Source organism: Nostoc commune NIES-4072, from assembly GCF_003113895.1.
Taxonomy (GTDB): Bacteria; Cyanobacteriota; Cyanobacteriia; order Cyanobacteriales; family Nostocaceae; genus Nostoc; species Nostoc commune.
Map to the genome: position 1 here is coordinate 2,438,924 of NZ_BDUD01000001.1, position 20,137 is coordinate 2,459,060.

The following is a 20,137-nucleotide window of genomic DNA, read 5'->3' on the forward strand; positions in this document are numbered from 1 at the left end:
GATTCCCATTCTGTTTACAATATCTGTTTTATTAGGGGCGATCGCATTTCCTGGATTTGGATAAATTTACAAAACGCACAAGTACAAGACGCGATTCATCGCGTCTCTACAAGGGGGAATGGGGTGGTTGTTTGCGATGGGCTATGCCCCGCCGTAGGCATCACATTCCTAATTGATTGGGTTATTGATAATATATTGTCTGATTTTATCGAGGGCGAATTCATCACGAATTATGTTGTCATGGAACCTTCCTTGCCATCTAAAACCTTCATAAATTTGATTAATTTCAAATGTACATCGTCCTTTGTACCACCTAACAATTTTAGAAAGGGAATTTTTAGACAACATCGGGTTAAACAACCCAGTAACCCCACCCCGTTGATCATCCCCCCTTGTAGAGACGCGATTCATCGCGTCTTCTTCTTGTATTTGATTCATCACGCCTTCTTCTCGTATTTGATTCATCGCGTCTTCTTCCTGTATTTGATTCATCACGCCTTCTTCTCGTATTTGATTAATAATCAAAATCCCATGAATATGATTAGGCATGACGCAAAACGAATCTATCTGGCAATTAGAAAAATGATTAGGAATCTCGTACCACACTTTCTGAGCAATTTCTCCAATTTGTGATAGCTGCATTTCACCCTGTACAACCTCACCAAAAAAGCATTTTTTACCGTCGGTGCAAATAGTAACGAAATATCCAGCATTACTGGCATAACTCCATGCTGGCAAACGGGTTGAATCAATTCGATATTTACCTTTGTATTTGGGTTTGTTGTTTTTTGGTTGAGGAGCGTAATTATTCATGATTACATCTTTAATTGATACAAAAATTTACGTAATTATTGCTTTGTATTGATGTAATTGCCAACCCAAAAAACTCGGAATTATTCGCGCTATGTAAATGATGGGAAGGAAGAAAACGCGATGAATCGCGTCTCTACAAGGGGCGATCGCAAAAACGATGCCTGCGGCGGGCTATGCCTACGCTTTTTTGCTAATTCTGCAAACATTATTAATTGGCGTAAATGCCGAAAACCGCCTTCAGCAAGGAGACTCACCAATCGAGATTTTAATCTGGATGATTAACTAGTGTATTCCAGTCCTGAAACAAGCCAGCAGTTTCCAAGAAAAACAGAAAAAGAGCCTGTTACCCAAACATCGCCATTCTGAGGATCAATAATATTACAAACCCCTCTTTGCTTGCAGAGAAGGGCTGTAGCTATATCTAAGATTAATCTAATAATAAAAACCTCTCCCTGGTTTTACTACGCAAAACCGTCCCTCTCCGACTCGGAGGGGGACAGACTTGAACTTTAGTTCAAGGCAGGAAGAGGTTAATCAAACTCATGTTTGTTCAGAACACAAGTCCATTCGTCCAGAACACAAGTCCATTCGTCCAGAACACAAGTCCATTCGTCCAGAACACAAGTCCATTCGTCCAGAACACAAGTCCATTCGTCCAGAACACAAGTCCATTCGTTCAGAACACAAGTCCATTCGTTCAGAACACAAGTCCATTCGTTCAGAACACAAGTCCATTCGTCCAGAACACAAGTTTTTTATCGTATAATTACTGAGCTTTTTTCTCACTAGAAGTTTCCAAATGGAATGATTCACCAAGCATCTGGGGAATTCTGGAGGTAGAAATAGAAAATCAAATTAAAACTTTTTAATTTTTTTGAATAATTTTTGCAATCTCTGAATATTATGTGGTATAATTTTAAAAAATTTGTGTAAATTTCTGCTACTTATAAGAAGTTGTTCTCTATTCAAGTATGCTGTTGATTAGCGATTGTAACCAACTTTTTAACGTATCCGCTCAATAAATCGGGGCAAACTACCAGTTCAGGAACGAGTTTACGCATTTGAGCCTTGTTACTGAGCGATTTACCCCGGATTATTGAGCGGTTACAAAACCACTCTAAGTAGAAGATGCGCCATTTATTCGAACTACCTATCTAGGGTTTCTCCCCGGTGGCAGGGCTACTCATAGATGACACCTCTGCCAGCGAATATCTCTGAATCAAACTTATAACCAAGAGGATTGATATGGCAGACATTATTGGAGACAACAGGAATAACACTTTAATTGGTACCTTTGAGAATGACGCTATCCTTGGTCTGGGCGGTGATGATAACCTCTTTGGTCGGGGCGGCAATGATGACCTCTTGGGTGGGACTGGCAATGACTCGCTTAATGGCGAGGACGGCAATGACCTTCTCAATGGTGACGAGGGCGACAACACCCTGCTTGGTGGGTTTGGCGATGATGTCCTCCTTGGTGGATCTGGCAATGACCTGCTTGATGGCGAGCAGGATGACGATCAACTCCTTGGCAGAGGCGGTGACGACACCCTGCTTGGTGGGTTCGGTAATGATGCTTTCCTTGCTGGAGCTGGCAATGACCTTCTCGAAGGCGGGGACGGAAATGACCAACTCGCTGGAGAAGACGGTAAAGACCAACTCTTTGGCGGGGAAGGGGTTGACACGCTCAATGGCGGGGCTGACGATGACCAGCTTGATGGCGAGAATGGCAATGACAACTTGATTGGTCAGGCTGGCGATGACACTCTCCTTGGCGGGGCTGGCAATGACCGACTCGAAGGAGGGGACGGGGATGACCAAATCTTTGGTGGGACTGGCAATGATACTGCTGACTATTCAAATACCACTGCTGATGTCACCGTTAACCTAGTGACTGGAACTGCCAGTGGAGGGGCTGGGAATGATGTCCTATTTAATATCGAACAAGTCTTTGGTTCTGGTTTCAACGATTCCCTAACTGGCGGGCGCGGTAATGACACCCTCTTTGGTAGAGGTGGCAATGACCTGCTTGATGCTGGAGTTGGCAATGACGTGCTTGATGGCGAGGAAGGCAACGATATTGTCCGTGGTGGGGCTGGCGATGACATCTTGCGTGGTGGGACTGGCAATAACCAACTCTTGGGTGGAGATGGTGTTGATACTGTTGATTATTTAAGTGCCACTGCCGGAGTCACGATTAACCTTGCCACTGGAACCGCTACAGGGCAGGGCAGGAATGATGTCCTGTTGGAGATTGAAAGAATCGTTGGTTCTAGGTTCAATGACACCATCTTTGGCGGAGCTGGCAATGACTTCTTCCTCAGTGGTGGGGACGGGAATGACTCTATCAATGGTGGGGCTGGTAATGACCGCCTCTTTGGCGATAACGGCAATGACACCCTCCTTGGCGGGACTAACGACGACTTTATCAATGGCGGGAACGGCAATGACTCCCTGCTTGGCGGTAGCGGCATTGACATCCTGCTTGGTGGGGCTGGCAATGACATTCTGCTTGGTGAGGATGGGAATGACTCTCTCATTAGTAGAGAAGGCAATGATACCCTGCTAGGCGGCAACGGCAATGACATTCTGCTTGGTGGAGACGGGGATGACCAACTTCAAGGTGGAGGCGGGGATGACCAACTCTTTGGTGGAACTGGTGTTGATACTGCTGATTATTTAAATGCCACTGCTGGAGTCACGGTTGACCTTAGCACTGGAACTGCCAGTGGGGGAGATGGGAATGATGTCCTATTCAATATCGAGCAAGTCTTTGGTTCTAGTTTTAACGACTCCCTGATTGGAGGAGGCAACAGTGATACTCTCTTTGGCAGAGGCGGCAATGACACCTTGCTTGGTGGGGATAGCCATGACTTTCTTGATGGTCAGGAAGGTAATGACCTCGTCTTGGGCGACGATGGGAATGACAGCCTGTTTGGTGGGGCTGGCAATGACCAAATCGAAGGGGGAGAAGGCGATGACACCCTCCGTGGCGGGGTCGGCAATGACACTCTCCTTGGAGGGCCTGGAAATGATGTCCTCATAGGCGTTGATACTAACGGTTCTGATTCTCCTGGATTAGGGGAGATTGATATCCTAACTGGAGGGCCTGGGGAAGATCAGTTCTTACTTGGAGATGCTACTAATGTCTTTTATGACGATAACAACGGTGGAAGTAGTGGTTTGGCAGACTACGCTACCATCAGTGGCTTCAACTCCAACGAAGATACAATCCAGCTCAAAGGAACACTGGGAGACTATCGCTTGCAGACTGTGGGAGCCGATACAAGCGTATTTTTGGACAAATCAGGGGGAGAGCTAGATGAACTCATTGGTGTTGTGCAAGCGTCGTCTTTGAGGCTTGATAGTGACGACTTCCTGTTCTACGAAAAAGAAGATGCTCGACAAGGAACAAACAACACACTAGCCACTGCTGAGCAGCTAGGTACTTTAACATCAGGTTCAGAAGTTAATACCTCTGCTCAACTGGCAACACTTCCAGGGAACAATCCTGATTTCGACTTTTTCACATTTTCTTTAGCTAACCCAGGAACTGTGGCTATCAGCACGTCGAATTATAACGGTCTCTTTCCAGTTCTCGGCCTATTTAATAGTGCCGGGAACTTACAGAATTCTAGTACTTCTCAATCAATCACCGCTTCACTAGGGGCAGGTACTTACTCCATTTCAGTAAGTGATTTTGATTATTTCCCACAAAATGGCGGGACTTTCAGTTCTGGCTCTTTTAATCCTGGTTCTTATACGCTAGAAGTCACTGTAGCCTAAAGACAAATGGTACTAAGAAAAGCGAAACAATTGCCAATTAAGAAGTTTGCAGCTGTTTACGTAATTCTTGTCGAGGTTTTGTCATCAAGGGATAAGCTTTGGGGCGGCGTTAATGAGTTGTAAAAATTGAGAGTAAGATCCCCGACTTCTTAGAGAAGTCGGGGATCTTTCTTATTGTTCACGACTGATTTAGGACTACTATATAGCAATACGGTTCAGTTAAGGGCTAATTGTACAAAATTGGGTTTTCGAGACGCGATAAATCGCCGTATCTACAAGAGACGCGATAAATCGCCGTATCTACAAGTGTTTTGGTCTTATCTGAACTGTATTGTATTAATTGTTTGTTTTATTCTTCAATCAACTCAAAATTAACCCGTTCATAAATATCACGCAAGGCAATTTGAAAATCGATAGAATCTAAGACTAAAATAGCGCTTATCTGTTTGTAAAACCATATTAATTAACCCATAGAATGGGGGAATGAGTCTGTTATCAATAGCGTAACGTACCCGAAAGATAGCGAAAATAAATATTTTTGTTATACAAATACAGTTGCAGACAATGTAACAATAGCGATCGCAAGCCAATACTTTTAGCCATACCCACCAGTGAACGCCCCTACCAACATCTCTGCACAAACTCAGAATCGCAAAGCCGATCACATTCGGATCTGTTTAGAAGAAGATGTTCAGTCTCACCAAATCACCAATGGACTGGAACGTTATCGCTTCACCCATTCTTGCTTACCCGAACTCAACCACAGCGATATTGATATTAGTACAACTTTCCTGGGGAAACACCTTGGCGCACCCTTGTTAATTTCTTCCATGACTGGCGGAACAGAACAAGCCGCAATCATTAATCAACGTTTGGCCCAAGTCGCCCAACACTACAAAATTGCAATGGGTGTCGGTTCCCAGCGCGTAGCAGTAGAAAAACCCCAAGTAGCTGATACTTTTGCTGTTCGCAAGTATGCGCCCGATGTTCTGCTATTTGCGAACTTGGGCGCTGTGCAACTTAACTATAAGTACGGTTTAGATGAATGTTTGCGTGTAGTTGACATTCTAGAGGCTGATGCCTTGATTTTACACATTAACCCTCTACAAGAGTGCATTCAACCCAAAGGTGATACTAATTTTAAGGGTTTGCTTGACAAGATTTCTAAATTATGCTTTAAATTGCCAGTACCAGTAATTGCCAAGGAAGTAGGTAACGGCATTTCAGCAGCGATCGCCAACCAACTCATCGCCGCCGGAGTAGCAGCAATTGATGTGGCTGGTGCGGGTGGTACTTCTTGGGCAAAAGTAGAAAGTGAACGGGCAGAAAATCCCTTGCAACGTCGCTTAGGGAAAACTTTTGCCGATTGGGGTTTACCGACGGCAGAGTGTATTACAACTATTAGAGCGATCGCTCCAAATGTACCTTTAATTGCTTCGGGAGGTTTGCGTCATGGACTGGATATTGCAGCTGCGATCGCCTTGGGAGCAGATATAGCTGGTTTAGCCATGCCTTTTTTGCAAGCAGCAGCAACATCAGAGACAGCAGTTGCGGAACTGGCTGAAGTATTAATTGCCGAAATCACCACGGTATTATTCTGCACTGGCAACGCTACCTTATATCAGTTAAAGCACTCTGATAGTTTACAGCGCATAGAATAGGTAAATAGGTCATTTGTCATTTGTCCTTTGTCATTTGTAAATGCCCAATTCCCAATTCCCAATTCCCAATAACTAATAACTAATGCGTAATTTTATCAAACAAACTTTTGCTAGTTTAGTTGGCACTTTACTAGGACTAATTATTTTCGGTGGTCTGGGAACCACTGGATTATTCTTGCTGATATTGGCTGCTACTTCTTCTAAAGATACTGGGCCAAATGTGAAAGATAAGTCAGTGTTGGTTTTTGACTTATCGATGAAAATCACTGATAGCGAACCTAGTTCTGGCGAACTGTTTCAAAACACATTATCAGGTGTAGATGACGATAGGATGGCACTCCGCAAAGTTGTGGAAACTTTGGAAAAGGCGCGGCGCGATCCGCGAATTGTCGGAATCTATTTGGATGCAACAAGCACAAGCCAAGCTGGTAACGTTGGCTATGCCTCTCTGAAAGAAATTCGGAAAGCGCTAGAGGAGTTTCGCGCTGCGGGGAAAAAGATTATCGCTTATGGTAGTGATTGGAGTGAAAAGGAATATTACCTTAGTTCAGTGGCAGATTCCATTGTACTTAATCCTCTAGGAATGATGGAAATCAACGGCTTGAGTTCGCAACCGATGTTTTTAGCAGGTGCATTGCAGAAATATGGCATTGGTGTTCAAGTCGTGCGGGTGGGAAAATTTAAGGGCGCAGTTGAACCGTTTATCCTCAAAAAGTTGAGTCCAGAAAACCGCGAACAAACTCAAAAATTGTTGGATGATGTTTGGGGAGAGTGGCGCACTACTGTAGGCGCAAGTCGGAAAATTGAACCTAAGCAGTTGCAAGCGATCGCAGATAGTCAGGCGCTACTCGAAGCTACACAAGCCAAAACTAGCGGTTTAATTGATCAAGTCCAATACCGTGATGAAGTGGTAACTGACCTGAAAAAATTGACAGATAGCGATAAAGACGACAAAACATTCCGACAAATTACCCTGAATAGTTATGCAGAAGTTTCTGGCAAATCTTTGGGTGTAGAACGTAGTTCAAAAAATGAAATTGCCGTTGTTTATGCTGAAGGTGAGATTGTCGATGGTAAAGGAGAAGATGGGCAAGTAGGAGGCGATCGCTTTGCTAAAATCTTCAAGAAACTCCGACAAGATAAAGATGTAAAAGCTGTTGTATTACGAATTAATAGTCCTGGTGGTAGCGCTACCGCAGCTGAAGTCATGCAACGAGAGGTGAAATTAACTCGTGAAGCGAAACCGGTTGTAGTGTCAATGGGTGATGTAGCCGCCTCTGGTGGTTATTGGATTGCTAGCGACTCTAACCGGATTTTTGCCGAACCAAATACCATTACAGGTTCAATCGGTGTATTTGGGTTGCTGTTCAATGGTGCAAAGCTAGCGAGTGATAACGGCATCACCTGGGACTCGGTGAAAACTGGAACCTATGCTGATAGTCAAACAGTTTCGCGTCCGAAATCGCCTCAAGAGTTGGCAATTTATCAACGTAGTGTGAACCGAATTTATGATATGTTTCTGAATAAAGTTTCTCAAGGTCGGAAACTCCCAGAACAAAAAGTAGCAGAGATTGCCCAAGGACGGGTTTGGTCTGGTGTGGCGGCCAAGGAAATTGGTTTGGTTGATGAAATTGGCGGGTTGAATAGTGCGATCGCTTATGCTGCCAAGCAAGCAAAACTAGGAGAAGATTGGGAAGTGCAAGAATATCCTCGCACTAACAGTTTCGGAGAACGGTTTTTTGGACGTGCAACTGAAGAGGTGCGGACTGCTTTAGGAATTGAGGGGACGCAACTCCAACAATCTAATCCCCTCATCAATGAATTCCAAAAGTTGCAACAAGAAATCGGAATTCTGCAAAAGATGAACGATCCACAAGGGGTTTACGCCCGTTTGCCTTTCAACTTGAAGATTGATTGATATCATTACCTGATCTATCCAACAATCACAACAATGCCCTTGCGATCGTAAGGGTATTGTCATTAATATTCTCTAAGTGATACTGAGGAAACATCCAAATCGAACCAAAACAACCGAAAATGAATTGAACTGCGATTAAGCTACTTTTCTTTGTCCGATGGTTAAGGAACTCCAAAAATAAATTATCCAATTTCTGCACTTCACTACGACTTTCCCTCCCCCCGCTCCCTGCTCCCTGCCCCCCTGCCTCTCTTAAGGATGCTCTGGTTTGTTAGAGACAATGCTACAACCAGTGTTTCGGATACGTCCTTTCTTCCGCTAAATTATTGAAGATTACAGCGCATAGCACTAAAATGATCGATCCCTCAAAAGCAGGTGTTAGCAGAAATTGCCAATCTGGTTTCGTCATCATAACAACTAATGCAACAGCACCCGAAGGTGGGTGTAGAGTTCCAGTAAGCTGCATGATTCCGATCGCACTAGAAACAGCCATTCCCATTGACAAGGGAGAAGAACCGAGAAAATGCAGAATTATCAGACTTACGATAGCAGCTAAAAGATTACCCCCAACGACATTGCGAGGTTGAGCCAAAGGACTGTCAGGGACACCAAAGATCAAGACACTTGTAGCACCAAAAGGAGCCATCAGCAAAGGAGAATTAGTTTTTGCAGCAAGGTAAGACGTTGCATGGGGTTTTAATCTGATAGCAAAAATTTTCATTAGTCAATAGTTATTAATTAGTTGTTTAGGTAATATAGACCAATTAAACAGTATTAATTTTATCAGTGATTTTCCTGAGCCATTCTGATATTAAATATTACTAATATATACATAAATATTATCAGGATGCTAAATATGTCAGATTTACCGCTTCAGTGTAAGAATTTGAAAGACCAGGTTGAGTCTATATTACAACTTTTACAGCAAGAACCAACGCTACGTTTCCAAGATATTACACCTATACAAACTTCTCTAAGTAAAGCGATTTCTCCAAAGTTTGAAATTGTGTTTGCGGGTGCGTTTAGTGCAGGTAAATCAATGCTAATCAATGCACTATTAGAAAGAGAATTACTCTACAGCGCAGAGGGACACGCTACAGGCACAGAATGCAAAATCGAGTATGCAGAAGTAGATAAAGAACGTGTTGTTTTGACTTTTTTAAGTGAAGCAGAGATTCGGGAACAAGCAGTTTCTTTGTGTCAGCAACTAGGATTTAAGACAGTACCTAATATCAACCAAGCTGATGTAATTAACCTGCTACGCCAAGGTTGTGAAGCGATTATTCAGCAGGAGGGTGGTGAGAATAAATCAGAACGTGCAAAACAGGCGAAGGCATTAATATTGTTGCTAGAGGGATATATAGCAAACCGCGATCGCATCAATACGGTTAATAATGCTACATATTCAATGGAACAATTTAACTTTTCTAACCTCAAGGAAGCGGCTGGATATGCCCGTCGTGGTAGTAATAGTGCAGTATTGAAGCGAATAGAATATTACTGTAATCATCCTTTGCTACAAGATGGCAATGTAATTATCGACACACCCGGCATAGATGCACCAGTAGAGAAAGATGCACAAGTAACTTATGCCAAAATTCAACATCCTGATACTTCGGCGGTGGTGTGTGTGCTAAAACCTGCTTCGGCGGGTGAGATGACAAAAGAAGAAACAGAACTTTTGGAATTAATGCGAGAGAATGGGGGAGTGCGCGATCGCGTTTTCTATATCTTCAACCGCATTGATGAAACTTGGTATAATACTCAGCTACGGCAACGATTAGACGATTTAATTAGTGGACAGTTTCACAATACAAGCAAGGTTTATAAAACGAGTGGATTATTAGGATTTTATGGCAGTCAGATTAAACAGACAAGCCAACAAGATAGATTTGGTTTAGATTCTGTTTTCGCAGAAAGTATTAAAGGTTTAGATGGTAAAGAAGAAACACCACAATTTGTCTATGCTTTTAACAACTACTGCGTAAATTCAGGAAAGCTGTCTTCTAGTAAATTCCGTGTTTCTGTTAACGGCTTTGAAACCCCAAATCAAAACTATGTGCGAATTCTAGGAGATTGGGGAAATGAAATTATCGAACAGCTAATTAAAGATAGTGGTACTGAAGAATTTCGCACAGCAATTACTCGTTATCTTACCGAAGAAAAGCGTCCTCAATTATTTAAAAATCTTGCTGATGATTTGGAGGATGTTTGTATTAACCTAAAAAAACATTATCAGAGTGTCCAACGCAATTTAGATAGTCAGCCTCAAGAAATTGAGATAATGAAGGTGCAAGAGTTACAACGCCTAAATCAGCAACTTCAGCAAATTGGTAAAGATTTTAATGAGCATATTACAGAAGAAGTTAACCAAATAATTAATAATTCTTGCGATGCTTTTGAAGCAGATTTTAAGCAGTTGCAATCAAGAATGATTCGCCGTTTAGATGAATTGCTAGATACTTTTTCTGTAGCTTCTGCTTATCAACGTGCAACTATCAGCCATCCTCGTAACGCTACTGCACCTTTAATTGCTATTTTAGTAGAGGCATTTTATTACTTAGCAAATCAATTAGAAGATATTTTGATTGAATCTTCTCAGCAAGTAGTGGCAAATTATTTCCAGAGGTTGATTGAAAAGATTCGCAAGTCAGAATATTATCGCCAGTTGTATCGTTTGTTAGATAATGATGGTGGGATTGAACAAGAGATCAGAATGTTAGAAAAAGGAGTTGCTCAAGCATTATTTAGTGCAGCTAGTGTAGAGTGCGATCGCTTTGTGCGAGAAAGTCCCAGATTTTACGATGAAGGCACTTTTTCTATATATCAATTTCGCCAAACTTTATCACAAACTTCTCAAGGTTACGACGCTGAAAGTATTGTGGAAGCAGAACCAGCAATTAGACAATTATTGAAATTAGATTTTGAGCCAAAAGTGTCCCACACTATTCGTAAATCTTTTCGTCAAACCATTAATCAGACACTCAAAACTCATTTATTACCAATGGCAGATAAGCAAGCAGATGAAATTTTGCAGCAATACCCACAGGCGCGTGCTTATTTAGAGAAAACATTAGAACAAGAAGCTGAAGAAAAAATTGCGAATAATCGCCAGTTATTAAATGCTGTTAAAGAAAATATTATAGCATATAACTCAGCAGTTTCTAATATTAATAGTTGTTTACAGTCAATGCAATTATATAACAATCTTTTGCCTATAATTGGTGATTCGTTTGAGCCTATTAGTAAGTTTGCTAATAATGAGCTTTTAGTTTCAGACATGGTATAAAAGCTTTAACCTTAATATGAATTAATACAGATTAATTGAGATAATTGTAGTTTGTAGTGGGTGTTTTAGCGCTCACTATGTACAGATTTGTGTAAAATAGTAAAATCTAATAACTTGATAGTAATATGGAAGATAAATTCAAGCCAATAGAGTGTAATGATGATAATGTTTTGGATTAGGGGTTTAGTATAAACCTATTCCACTAATATAAAAGTATGGTAATCTACTTTGGAGGGCATTTGAAAAGTCCTCTTCTCCGTAGCAAAAGGTTCTAGATTATCCTAAATACCATTAAAAAAGGGGACTTTGATTCTTCCTCCTTTTTAAGGGGGTTAGAGGAGATCAATAACTGCCTGAAATTACAGCCAACCACTTTTCAAATAACCTCTTAAATACCCTAATTACAGCCTCAATTTTTTTGTACCTTGTTTAACCCGTTGAACTACTAGGAAACTAGATTGTTTCTTTTAAAGGATAACGAATGCCGTTGGTTGTGAGCTTACGTTAAATTAACTTAATTCTGCACTGAACCATAGTTTGACAAGGAGTGATAGACATGACACTGATTAACGGTACCTCTGGTAACGATAATTTGACTGGAACTCCAGAAACTGATTCCATTTTTGGCGATTTAGGTGATGACACTCTCGATGGTCTTGGTGGTGATGATAAGTTTCTCTTCAATAATGTAATTGATGTCCTCGTTTTTGGTTCTTCTAACATATCCGATTTATACGTCTATAGTACTGATGGTTTTGACATCATTAAAAACTCTTCTATTGGGAGTATTATCAATATTGACCCTGATAATCCCAACCGTAAACATGGAGATAACAACCGTAAAGTAATGACCGTATCTCCTTTATGGGAAACCGAATTCATCGACCGTATCACAGATACTGACACAATCCAAAGGATCTCGGCAGACAAGAATATTTATGGTTTGAAAGGCAACGATGTACTGTATGGCAACGATAACTTGGGTGACAATCTAAAGAACTTGATTCTCACAGGTAGTAACGATATTAATAGCATAGGCAACGACCTGGACAATCGAATTGAGGGGAATGCTGGTCACAACTTTTTGGTTGGCGGTGATGGCAATGACTACTTGCTTGGCTATGGGGACTACGACATTTTGGTTGGTGAGGCTGGTAATGACACGCTCGAAGGCGGTGCTGGTAACGACTTCTTAAATGGGGGTTCTGGTAGCGACATACTCGTTGGCGGTGCTGGTAACAATATACTTACAGGTAATGCTGGTGCTGATACATTTGTCTTCAACTTCAGGTCTGAAGACATTGACATCATCAAGGACTTTAGCAACTTGGAGAGCGACAAAATTCAGATTTCTACAATTGGGTTTGGTGCTACTTCCACTAACGAGTTCAGTTACGACAACAACACTGGTGCTTTGTCTTTCCAGGGAACCCAATTCGCCACTCTTGAGAACAAGCCTAATTTCATACCCACTTTCGACATTGAGCTTGTTGAAAAGTTCTCTTCTCGGTAGCAAAACGTTCTAGATCCTTCTAAATCTGTAGAGACGTAAAATTTTATGTCTCTACATCCCAATACCGTTCAGTTAAGCATCTCTTTCTTCTCTCTGCGTCCTCTGCGCCTTTGTGATTTGAACGATAATTTAGCCAAACGGTCACGAAATACTTCACTCTGTACTAGGACAACATATAGTTCAAAGCTATAAATGGAGTTCAAAAAACTCAAAACTTAATTACAGCAAGGAACATAGTCAAATAGTTCATTTGTACCGTACCGCGATGAGAGAGAAATAAAAATTCAGATTTCAGGCGATCGCTTTATCACTCAATTTTTGGCGAAACATATTTTTGAACCATATTGTGGACCTTTTGAATCATATTTTGACCGAAAGTTTAAAATTTTCCACTAAATTAACGTGTCTTGCTCGGCATTTTTTACCAAGTCTAAAAATAAAACTTTTGGTCGTATTATGGAACACAAGTAAAACACGCGGACATAATTTGATTCAAAAGTTAAGTTATTGATTGGCTCAAAAGCTTGAAATTACGTTAACTTTTGGTCACGTTATGGTTCAAAATTTGGTCATGCAGGGGGTAAAATCACAGCCTTGGCGGTAGCCTGCGGCAAGCCGATGCAGCGTCTACGTTAAAAAATTGATTTTGGTAACACAGTTTTAGCCTTAACCGAAGCGTATTGCTCTACATCCAGGTTCATACCTCGATTCAGCAACGCCGTTTTTCTTAAGGCATAATGAATCTTGTTCCTTAGAAGCTCACGTTAAATTAACTTAATTCTGCACTGAACCATAGTTTGACAAGGAGTGATCGACATGGCATCTATTAACGGTACTGATGGTGACGACAATCTGATTGGAACTCCAGAAACTGATTCTATTTTTGGTGATTTAGGTAATGACACTCTCAATGGTCTTGGTGGTGCTGATGAGTTTGTCTTCAACAATGTAATTGATGTGCTCTTTTTGGATGACGTGTGCTTCGTCTATAGTAGTGATGGTTTTGACATCATTAAAAACTTCTCTTCAGGTAAGATTATCAATATTGACCCTGTGAATCACAACTATAAGCATGTAAAGACAACTTTAGATCATATAAATAAAAACTTCAGGTACGATCGCAACACTGGTGCCTTGTACTTCCAGGGAACTCAATTCGCCACTCTTGAGAACAAGCCTAATTTCATACCCAGTCTCGATAGTGACCTTGTAAACACAAATAATGTAGACACAGGTGTAAAGATAAATTATGATGCTGTCTCCATGATCAGGCTTGGCACTACTTCCACTAAAGAGTTTAACAACCGCAACACTAGTGCCTTGTCTTTACAGGCAACCCAATTCGCCACTCTTGAGAACAAATCTAATCTCATACCCAGTCTCGATATTGAGCTTGCCTCTAAGGGTCTAACCTCTTGACTCTTCAATTAGCTTGGTCTTGTAGTGCCTAACCAAACCCAAATTTTAGATACTACAGCCACTCCAAAAACAATAACCCCACTTAGAGAATTTCTCTTGCGGGGTATTAATTGAGTATGGCTACTATTTTTCTTTGCTGTCGAAAATTTCCTCAGTTTCATTTTTAATAATCAAGTAACTTGATAAAAACTTTACAAATATCCTTTTAGGAGAATTTTCCAGTGTTTTCTCAAAGCCGATTTTATCAGTGGTGGCAATTGAGGTTGGCAAGCTTATTGGCTTTAATTGCAGCGATCGCAGCAGCCAACGAATCTGCCCTAGCCCAGATAGTACCCGATAAAACCTTAGAAACAAATTCCGTTGTTATACCTTCTCCTAACTTTGACCTGATAGACGGTGGAACACGTCGCGGTGCCAATCTATTCCACAGTTTTGAGCAGTTCAACGTTAAAGAAGGAGGACGAGCCTCTTTCAGCAATCCTTCTGGTATTAAGAATATTATTAGTCGGGTGACAGGGGGTAACCGCTCCGAAATTTTCGGCACGCTCGGTGTCTTAGGTACTGCTAACCTGTTTCTAATTAATCCCAATGGTATTATCTTTGGCCCGAATGCCCAACTTACTATAGGAGGTTCCTTTCTAGCAACAACAGCAAATGCCATCGGGTTTGGTGAGCAAGGCTTGTTCAGTGCCTCAGTTCCTAATTCTCCCGCACTCCTAACGGTCAATCCTTCAGCTTTGCTATTCAATCAAATTGCCAGACCGATTACCAATCAATCTACAAGAGCTACAAGAGGCCTGCAACTTTCTGGCAATCAAAAAAGTTTGTTGTTAGTAGGTGGGGGAGCAACGCGAAAAAGTGAGATCGGGGTTTAGTTCTCAATTACACCCCTATATTCTCAACAAAATCTGGTTTTTTAGTTGCGATCGCATCCTGAAACAAGCTATATACGTCCCAGATTTTAGCACCTCACAAAATCGCGTTGCTCCCGTAGGTGGTGATGTAAACTTAGAAGGGGGGAAATTGTTCGTTCCCAATGGTCGAGTCGAATTGGGAGGATTAGCAGGAGAAGGAACGGTAGGGCTGAATATAGATGACAAAAATCTGCCTTTGATTTTTCCTGATAATGTAGCGCTAGCAGACGTATCCCTCACCAAAGGAGCTATAGTCCAAACCAGTGTTAGACGAGGTATCGGTTCTCAACTAGGCACTGGCGATATCCAACTACAAGGTAGACGTGTCAGAATCGCTGATGGTTCACAGATTGTAGCTAATAATCCAGGAGCCGAACCGGGAGGGACACTTACCGTCCGTGCCTCTGAGTTGGTGGAAGTCCTTGGAGCAAGCCGCCTATTAGCTGAAACTTATGGTGTCGGAACTGGTGGAGATTTGACGATTGACACTGGGAAGTTGATTATCCGAGATGGGTCAGAGATAGCAGCTGGTACTTTTAACTCCGGACGGGGGGGGACTGTGACTGTAAGAGCCTCTGATTCGGTGGAACTGAGTGGAACATCGGCTGATGGTGCGAATTTTAGCAGAATCATAACTCAGACTGATGGTATCGGAAATGCCGGTTCGGTGAACATTGAAACTGGGCAATTGATTGTTCAGGGTGGGGCACTAGTCTCAACTGCAAGTGCTAATACTAGTTCGGGAGAAGGAGGACTGTTGTTTGTAAAAGCCTCTGATTCGGTGCAACTGATTGGAACATCAACATCAGCTGATAATCCGACCCCTAGTGGTCTGTTTGCTTTGGGGGAAGGTTCTGGCAAACCTGGAGACTTGACGATTGAAACTCGCTTATTTATTGCCCGGGATGGGGCAAGAGCCTCAGCTTCCAATTTAGGCTCGGCTCAGTCGGGAGGGACGTTGAGTCTGACCGCTTCCGAATCAGTGCAACTAATTAGAACATCGGCAAATGGTCAGGACAGAAGCGGCTTGCTTGTTGGAAGCACAGGTACTGGATCTGCCGGAGAATTGTCAATTAAAACTGAGAAATTGCAAGTCCTGGATGGAGCAATTGTGTCGGCCCGTACTGGGGGCGAGGGACGAGGAGGAAGCGTAACGGTGAATGCTTCTAACTCTATAGAGCTAAATGGCACTTCAGCCGACGGTCAGATGCCCAGCCTCTTGACAACTGAAACCACAGGCGTGGGAGACGCTGGGAATTTAACGATTGAAACTGGGCAGTTGACTATCAAAAATGGCGCACAGATAACCAGTAACAGCACAGGGCTTGGAAGAGCAGGTGATTCTAAAGTAGAAGCAAGTTCTGTCAGTCTTGACCAGGGAAGTATTACCTCGCAAACGACGTCGGGTAATGGAGGAAATATTACTCTATCAGCAAAAGACCTCTTACTGCTGCGCCGTGGCAGTAAAATTTCCACTAGTGCAGGCACAGCACAACAGGGTGGAGATGGTGGTAGTATCGATATTAACTCTAAATTTATTGTTGCTATCCCCGAAGAAAACAGTGACATCAGCGCTAATGCTTTTTCTGGTGCAGGTGGGAGAGTGGATATAAAAGCGAATGGCATTTATGGTATTAAGTTTCGTGAAAGTCCAACTCGCTTAAGTGACATCACTGCTAGTTCAGAATTTGGTAGACAAGGCACTGTAGAACTTAATACACCTGGTATCGACCCCAACAGAGGCTTAGTTGAGTTACCTACAATAAGTGTAGAAACTGAAGTAGTCCAAGTCTGCGATAGTCCAGGTTATGCTCAAAGCAGCTTTATCATTACCGGACGTGGCGGTTTACCTCCTAATCCTAGCAAGGATATTCTCCCAAACAGCACAGTAGAAGTAGGTTGGGTATCGGTTAAACCTAGCAACGATGCCAATTGGAGACGCTACGCGAACCGTGGGCTACGCCGGAGCAGCAATCCACCTGTTACTACTAGAGTAGTTACTACCACACCAGAACGTATTGTAGAAGCAACTGGATGGGCGGTAAACAAAAAGGGAGAGGTAGTACTTACAGCTAATGTAACTGCTGGCGGTCGTGGTTCGTGGCAGAAAGATGTTGTACCTTGCAGTACAACTCATGCTCATCAGTAAATGCTGTTGAGTTACAAGAACCTATCCCACTAATAATATTTCTACTATAAAGCTTAAGCTTATTAAAAACTGAAAACGAAAAATTAAGGTTTTAAAGCACTTTTACGAAAATAAGTAGGGATTTTTAAAATAGTTGGGATAGGCTCAAGTAATCACTCGTGATTCGCCCATTTTTATAGGAGTTAGAAAAGATATATTCAACCTACGCAGTTTAAGGTTTTTGACGCTAACTGAATTGTATTGTGCTATAACTACTCTTTACAAAACTGGGTACTAGGTAAGCTGTTCCACAAATAAAATTGCATAATTACGGCGCTCATGTTGCCCATCCCAGAAGAGTTATATAAATTTTAGATATGCAAACTAGATGTGGTTTAGCTTTTTAGAAAAACAATCCCTAATTCCCGACTCAATGGTTATGAATATCAAGCGTCGGCAATTTCTCACAACCTGTGGACTAGCTACACTAGCCACCCAGATATCACCACTTACCGCCCAAGGTAAGCCATCTGCAAACACCAGCAGCAAGCCGCCGCACCTGCAAGCGGGCGATACCGTAGGATTGATTTCCCCTGCGGGTATCGTTGACGCTAAAGATATCGAAGCAGCACAGCAATCATTTTCACAGTTAGGGTTAAAAGTCAAGCTGGGGAAACATATTTTAGACCGTTACGGCTATTTAGCAGGTAAAGATGCCGATCGCGCCCAGGATGTAAACTTGATGTTTAGCGATCGCACCATTAAAGCAATTATTCCCATGCGTGGTGGTTGGGGTTGTAATCGCATTTTACCCCTACTCAACTACTCGCTAATCGGCTCCCATCCGAAAATTATTATCGGTTACAGCGATATTACAACGCTGTTGTTAGCAATTAATGCCCGTAGTCAAATGATTACTTTTCATGGCCCAGTTGCTACGTCTACCTGGAATCAATTTACAGTTGATTACTTCAAGCGCATCCTATTTAATGCTGAAGCGGTGGCTATGCAAAATCTCAACCCTAGCGAAGTGCGGATGGAGATCATAGCACCGGGAAAGGCGAGGGGTAAACTTGTGGGTGGAAACTTGTCAGTGCTATCAGCAATGGTAGGTTCACCTTACCTACCTTCTTGGAACAAAAGCATTCTGTTTGTGGAAGAAGTTGGCGAAGATGTTTATCGTATAGATAGGATGCTGACGCAGTTAAAAACTGCTGGGATACTTAATCAAATTGCTGGCTTTATCTTTGGGCAATGCACTAAATGTAGTCTTGGAGATGAACCGTCATTTACATTAATGCAAGTATTGCAACAACACATACTTCCTTTAGGTATTCCTGCTTGGTACGGTTCAATGATTGGTCATATTAAGGATAAATTTACTTTGCCAATCGGTGTGGAAGTGGAAATAAATGCCGAACTTGGGACAATACGAATGTTAGAGGCAGCTGTTAGCCTTGTGTGAATGAGGCAGGAGGTTGGAATGAAACCAATTCGCAATTCGCAATTGAATCAAGCCAGACACAACGGGCAGAGGGTTTCTATCTACCTTGGGATACAAGGACTGTTCCGCGCCACTTGCAGGCGAGGTTTTAAACTTTCATTTTATAAAAAGTAATTAAATATATTTTTATAACCCACAAGTATGATATAAAACAGTTTTTTAGTATTAATGTATTACTACTTATAAAATTAATCTAAACTAAATTTTGTAAATACTGTGACTAGTTTCTAGCAGTAAATTTTAAAATTAAACTTAGCTAAATTAGTACATACTATTAAACCTAGCTAGTTTGACCTGTTTATTAATACCTTATACTTAAATCAAATATCCTCACATTATTAAATATTTATTTGTTTAAGTTGTAATACTTGCTCCATCACTCTTCTAGAAGACAAAATCTATGCCAAAAGATTGATGAGAAGGAAATTTAAAAATGTCTAAATATTATTAAAGTCCGTAATAAATTTGCAGATAAATATTTAGCTGTACCGCTAAGGAGTAATAAATCTAGTTGCAAAGTAAGCGTTGCAAAAATTGATAATAACAAGGTGTAAACTTTAAAACTGCTCTCATTGCAGAAAATCAGGAGATAATTATGGATACCGAATTACAGCAAGATCAGTATGTCAATACTGCCTCCCCAAACCAGATAGAAGCACTTAAAGGTTCAGAGTCTGGAAACTTGGCAATGTTGCCGCCCGCCTCGGAAAATGAAGAACAATGGCAAAAAATTGGTAGACAGATTTCTATATTTTTGGCAAAAATACCTGAGTACATAGGTAGTTTTTACCAAGAATATAAATTGCTGATTATCAGCTTTGCGTTGCTTGTGATAACAGTTACGGCACTAAGGATTTTTCTAGCGGTACTCAATGCCATAAATGATATTCCCTTAGTTTCTCCATTTCTCCAATTAATTGGACTTGGTTACACAATTTGGTTTGCTTTCCGCTATTTGCTCAAAGATTCAACTCGGCAAGAATTAGCAACAGAGATTCGCTTGCTTAAAAAACAAACTCTAGGCAGAGAAGAATCACAGACTTTAAGCTAACTAAAGTATAGTGGCGGATACAGTGTATCTGAACTTTTGGTCAAGTAAAAAGCTAAGTTTTGCTTGACCATTGTATAAAACTGTAGATTCTTGGTGTTCTTCTCTAACGAGACGCTACGCGTTGGCGGAAGCCTCTCGTAG

At 41.6% G+C, this 20,137-nt stretch carries 14 protein-coding genes; 11 read left to right on the forward strand and 3 right to left on the reverse strand.

Going from position 1 to position 20,137, the window contains the following annotated elements; genetic code table 11:
• Positions 1–168 precede the first annotated feature (168 nt).
• Positions 169–813, reverse strand: coding sequence for a transposase (locus CDC33_RS10790; protein ID WP_109008475.1), 645 nt, complete (start codon positions 811–813; stop codon positions 169–171).
• A 120-nt stretch (positions 814–933) separates the two neighbouring features.
• On the opposite strand from CDC33_RS10790, the gene CDC33_RS38570 reads away from it, so the two are divergent.
• Positions 934–1,095 (forward strand): hypothetical protein, encoded by a 162-nt coding sequence (locus CDC33_RS38570; protein WP_181373963.1) that lies wholly within the window; start codon positions 934–936, stop codon positions 1,093–1,095.
• 258 nt (positions 1,096–1,353) lie between these two features.
• On the opposite strand, the gene CDC33_RS38575 is transcribed toward CDC33_RS38570, so the two are convergent.
• The gene (locus CDC33_RS38575) at positions 1,354–1,599 is read right to left on the reverse strand and encodes a hypothetical protein (protein WP_181373964.1); all 246 of its coding nucleotides are present in this window, start codon (positions 1,597–1,599) and stop codon (positions 1,354–1,356) included.
• Between the two features lie 459 nt (positions 1,600–2,058).
• Here CDC33_RS38575 and CDC33_RS10800 point away from each other — a divergent pair, with 459 nt between their 5' ends.
• The 3 genes from CDC33_RS10800 to sppA all read left to right on the forward strand — a co-directional run bounded on the left by CDC33_RS10800 (position 2,059) and on the right by sppA (position 8,178).
• Complete coding sequence (locus CDC33_RS10800; RefSeq protein ID WP_109008476.1) at positions 2,059–4,599, forward strand: calcium-binding protein; 2,541 nt, start codon at positions 2,059–2,061, stop codon at positions 4,597–4,599.
• Positions 4,600–5,210: 611 nt separating this feature from the next.
• Positions 5,211–6,260: a type 2 isopentenyl-diphosphate Delta-isomerase gene (gene fni / locus CDC33_RS10805; protein ID WP_109008477.1), complete on the forward strand. Its 1,050-nt coding sequence runs from the start codon at positions 5,211–5,213 to the stop codon at positions 6,258–6,260.
• A gap of 82 nt (positions 6,261–6,342) precedes the next feature.
• Positions 6,343–8,178, forward strand: a complete 1,836-nt coding sequence (gene sppA, locus CDC33_RS10810; protein ID WP_109008478.1) for a signal peptide peptidase SppA — start codon at positions 6,343–6,345, stop codon at positions 8,176–8,178.
• A 283-nt stretch (positions 8,179–8,461) separates the two neighbouring features.
• Here the strand turns inward: sppA and CDC33_RS10815 are convergent, their stop codons facing one another.
• Positions 8,462–8,899 (reverse strand): HPP family protein, encoded by a 438-nt coding sequence (locus CDC33_RS10815; protein WP_109008479.1) that lies wholly within the window; start codon positions 8,897–8,899, stop codon positions 8,462–8,464.
• Positions 8,900–9,034: 135 nt separating this feature from the next.
• On the opposite strand from CDC33_RS10815, the gene CDC33_RS10820 reads away from it, so the two are divergent.
• The 7 genes from CDC33_RS10820 to CDC33_RS10850 all read left to right on the forward strand — a co-directional run bounded on the left by CDC33_RS10820 (position 9,035) and on the right by CDC33_RS10850 (position 19,996).
• A complete protein-coding gene (locus CDC33_RS10820) occupies positions 9,035–11,467 on the forward strand; it encodes a dynamin family protein (RefSeq protein WP_109008480.1) in 2,433 nt (810 codons plus the stop codon).
• Between the two features lie 556 nt (positions 11,468–12,023).
• Positions 12,024–12,980 carry a calcium-binding protein gene (locus CDC33_RS10825; protein ID WP_109008481.1) on the forward strand — a complete coding sequence of 319 codons (957 nt, stop codon included), beginning with the start codon at positions 12,024–12,026 and terminating at the stop codon, positions 12,978–12,980.
• 816 nt (positions 12,981–13,796) lie between these two features.
• Positions 13,797–14,399 (forward strand): hypothetical protein, encoded by a 603-nt coding sequence (locus CDC33_RS10830; RefSeq protein ID WP_109008482.1) that lies wholly within the window; start codon positions 13,797–13,799, stop codon positions 14,397–14,399.
• A gap of 221 nt (positions 14,400–14,620) precedes the next feature.
• Positions 14,621–15,274 (forward strand): filamentous hemagglutinin N-terminal domain-containing protein, encoded by a 654-nt coding sequence (locus CDC33_RS10835; RefSeq protein WP_369694295.1) that lies wholly within the window; start codon positions 14,621–14,623, stop codon positions 15,272–15,274.
• Positions 15,258–17,462, forward strand: coding sequence for a beta strand repeat-containing protein (locus tag CDC33_RS10840; RefSeq protein ID WP_146195802.1), 2,205 nt, complete (start codon positions 15,258–15,260; stop codon positions 17,460–17,462). The genes CDC33_RS10835 and CDC33_RS10840 overlap by 17 nt, the downstream gene beginning before the upstream one ends.
• Before the next feature lie 418 nt (positions 17,463–17,880).
• A complete protein-coding gene (locus tag CDC33_RS10845) occupies positions 17,881–18,906 on the forward strand; it encodes a S66 peptidase family protein (protein ID WP_109012535.1) in 1,026 nt (341 codons plus the stop codon).
• A gap of 634 nt (positions 18,907–19,540) precedes the next feature.
• Positions 19,541–19,996, forward strand: coding sequence for a CAAD domain-containing protein (locus tag CDC33_RS10850; protein WP_109008484.1), 456 nt, complete (start codon positions 19,541–19,543; stop codon positions 19,994–19,996).
• The last annotated feature ends 141 nt before the right edge of the window (positions 19,997–20,137 follow it).

Excerpts from the sequence above, each read along its gene's own strand:
- CDC33_RS10790 (WP_109008475.1), bottom strand. The coding sequence starts at position 813 with ATGAATAATTACGCTCCTCAACCAAAAAACAACAAACCCAAATACAAA.
- CDC33_RS38570 (WP_181373963.1), top strand. The coding sequence starts at position 934 with ATGAATCGCGTCTCTACAAGGGGCGATCGCAAAAACGATGCCTGCGGC.
- CDC33_RS10800 (WP_109008476.1), top strand. The coding sequence starts at position 2,059 with ATGGCAGACATTATTGGAGACAACAGGAATAACACTTTAATTGGTACC.
- sppA (WP_109008478.1), top strand. The coding sequence starts at position 6,343 with ATGCGTAATTTTATCAAACAAACTTTTGCTAGTTTAGTTGGCACTTTA.
- CDC33_RS10815 (WP_109008479.1), bottom strand. The coding sequence starts at position 8,899 with ATGAAAATTTTTGCTATCAGATTAAAACCCCATGCAACGTCTTACCTT.
- CDC33_RS10820 (WP_109008480.1), top strand. The coding sequence starts at position 9,035 with ATGTCAGATTTACCGCTTCAGTGTAAGAATTTGAAAGACCAGGTTGAG.
- CDC33_RS10825 (WP_109008481.1), top strand. The coding sequence starts at position 12,024 with ATGACACTGATTAACGGTACCTCTGGTAACGATAATTTGACTGGAACT.
- CDC33_RS10830 (WP_109008482.1), top strand. The coding sequence starts at position 13,797 with ATGGCATCTATTAACGGTACTGATGGTGACGACAATCTGATTGGAACT.
- CDC33_RS10845 (WP_109012535.1), top strand. The coding sequence starts at position 17,881 with ATGAATATCAAGCGTCGGCAATTTCTCACAACCTGTGGACTAGCTACA.
- CDC33_RS10850 (WP_109008484.1), top strand. The coding sequence starts at position 19,541 with ATGGATACCGAATTACAGCAAGATCAGTATGTCAATACTGCCTCCCCA.